Origin of the sequence: Halomonas sp. AOP5-B2-8 (assembly GCF_052376475.1) — a bacterium.
Taxonomy (GTDB): Bacteria; Pseudomonadota; Gammaproteobacteria; order Pseudomonadales; family Halomonadaceae; genus Vreelandella; species Vreelandella casei.
In genome coordinates, this window is record NZ_JBQSVS010000013.1 from 1 (window position 1) to 2298 (window position 2298).

2 protein-coding genes are annotated in these 2298 nt (G+C 50.1%); one reads left to right on the forward strand and one right to left on the reverse strand.

The window, feature by feature from the left end; genetic code table 11:
* Positions 1-7: 7 nt before the first annotated feature.
* Positions 8-1006 (reverse strand): DNA-processing protein DprA, encoded by a 999-nt coding sequence (locus ACT3RP_RS17850; RefSeq protein WP_086961193.1) that lies wholly within the window; start codon positions 1004-1006, stop codon positions 8-10.
* A 231-nt stretch (positions 1007-1237) separates the two neighbouring features.
* Between ACT3RP_RS17850 and ACT3RP_RS17855 the strand changes: the two genes are divergently transcribed.
* Complete coding sequence (locus ACT3RP_RS17855) at positions 1238-2230, forward strand: IS30 family transposase (protein WP_096277122.1); 993 nt, start codon at positions 1238-1240, stop codon at positions 2228-2230.
* Positions 2231-2298: the final 68 nt, after the last annotated feature.

Here is a 2298-nt window from a genome sequence, read left to right on the forward strand (position 1 = left end):
GAACTACCTAAATTTCTAAATTCTGTTGCACTGGTTCGGTCGCGATATCTTCTGATTGCTCGGAATCCACTTGCAATGAGGAGGTATCCAAATCCAGTAGCGCTATAAGCTGCTCGGTTTCTCTAGGTATCTCAAACGATGTTGCGCCACGTGCACGCTCCGAAAAAACCATTTCTGGTCGGGCTTTTGCTGTTCCTGGCAGGAATATATTGACCACTTTTCTTTGGTATTTTGAAGCATATTCAACAGTGTGAGCTGTGCCGCTCTTTATTTTCCATTCAACTGGAATAACAAACTCAGAAAGGCCTGCCTGGATTCGATTTCGCCTCACAAAGTTCTCACCAGAATAAGATTGATGTGGCAGGTATTCTGTTATGACTGCCCCGCCATTCATCAAAATTTTCTCACGGATCTCTTGAGAGCCTTTGGGGTAATCAAGGAATATTCCATTTCCTAAAACCGCCACTGTGGGCAAGCCATACCTGAGAGACTCCTGATGAGCAACTTGGTCGATGCCAAAAGCGAGGCCAGATACTACCGTTCTCTCTGAATGTGCAAGTGTTGCGACAACGTAGCGAGCCAAGAACTCACCATCCTTTGAAGGCTTACGAGTGCCCACAACAGCAATTGGACGATTATAAAGGGTTCGAATATCCCCTTGGATAAATAGCCAGCGCGGCCCATCTTCAATTTCTTTAAGCCTGCCTGGGAACTCCTCCTGATCCCGAAAGACTAGCCGTGCTCTATATTTGGCCAGTTCCCTGGCTAGCTGAAGGCCAGCCTCCCAGACTCTATGCTGCCACTCTTCAGGACTTTCACCGTCCAGCAAAAGTGATACCTTCAGCTCTTTTTCAAGAACAGAAATCGGTGAATTTTTGAGAAAGTCTTTGAACCCTTTCCCGGGCAACATCAGACGAAATAGCGTCCAGTACCCAACACCTTTGATAGTCGATAGCGCAAGAAAAGCTACGACTTCATTACGCCAAAAATTGGCACCACGATCCATGCCTTACATTCCCAGTTAGCCGCTTTTTTCGTTATCCATAGTAGAGACTACTTGAATTCGGGTTCGCGCAGAAGAACCTGCCTACGCCAGTCGTACCTTTCACGTCACTTTTTCTTATTAAGCACGTACCCTGGATTCATAGAATAAGCGCAGCACTTTGGACCACAAGGTAGAGGCAGGAGGGCCAGCGCCGGTACCCTCTCTGCCTTACCTACCAAAGTGAAGCAGAGCATGGGATACCGACAACTGACCCAGATCCAACGATACCAAATTTTTGCCTATCTTGAGACCGGCATTAGCCAGCGAAAGATAGCTAAGGCCATTGGTGTCCATAGCAGCACCATTAGTCGCGAGATAAAGCGCAACGGTCTGACCAGTGGTTATGCGCCTGAACAGGCTCAATCGGCAAGTGATCAGCGCCGACGCACTGCCTGGAAAGTGACGAAGCGGCTGCCCAGCCTGATTCGCTGGGTCACTGACCAATTGATGGACGAATGGAGCCCTCAGCAAATCAGTGGCTTCATGGCCAATGCCAACGGGGCCTGCGTAAGCCATCAATGGATCTATGCGTTAATCTGGGACGACAAGAAGCACGGTGGAACATTATGGAAACGGCTCCGACTGCCACGCCAGCGGCGCTACCAGCGCCAATTGGCTAAGCGGGCGGGGTTAGGCAAAATCCCGCACCGAGTAGGCATTGAGCAGCGCCCTGCCAAGGTGGAAGAACGGCGCCATATCGGACATTGGGAAGGCGACACGGTGCTTAAGGGCCACAAAGAATCTGGACTGGTGACCCTGGTCGAAAGACGCAGTGGCTACCTCTTGGCAGCGCGGCTGCCAACAATCACCGCCACTAGAACGGCTCAGGCAATGACGCGGTTATTGGCACCACGCCGAGGGGCAGTGCACACCATCACTTTGGATAATGGGTCGGAATTCGCTGAGCACCGGAAAGTTGCCAAGGCCGTCTCGGCTAAGACCTATTTTTGCGACCCGTACCGCTCATGCCAGCGTGGTACTAATGAAAACACCAATGGTCTGATTAGGCAGTATTTTCCTAAAGGTACTGACTTCCGCAAAGTGACCAATGCCGAGCTACGAAGTGTCGTCAATAAGCTAAACGATAGACCAAGAAAGCGGCTGGGATACCGAACCCCAGCCCAGGTGTTCTTAGGTGAATACTCAGGAGCACTAGAAACCGCAGGTGCTGCACTTATTAGTTGAATCCAGGACTGAAGGTCATTCCACTGCAATTTAGAACTTTTGTATTCTTGGCAATGCCAGTAATGACC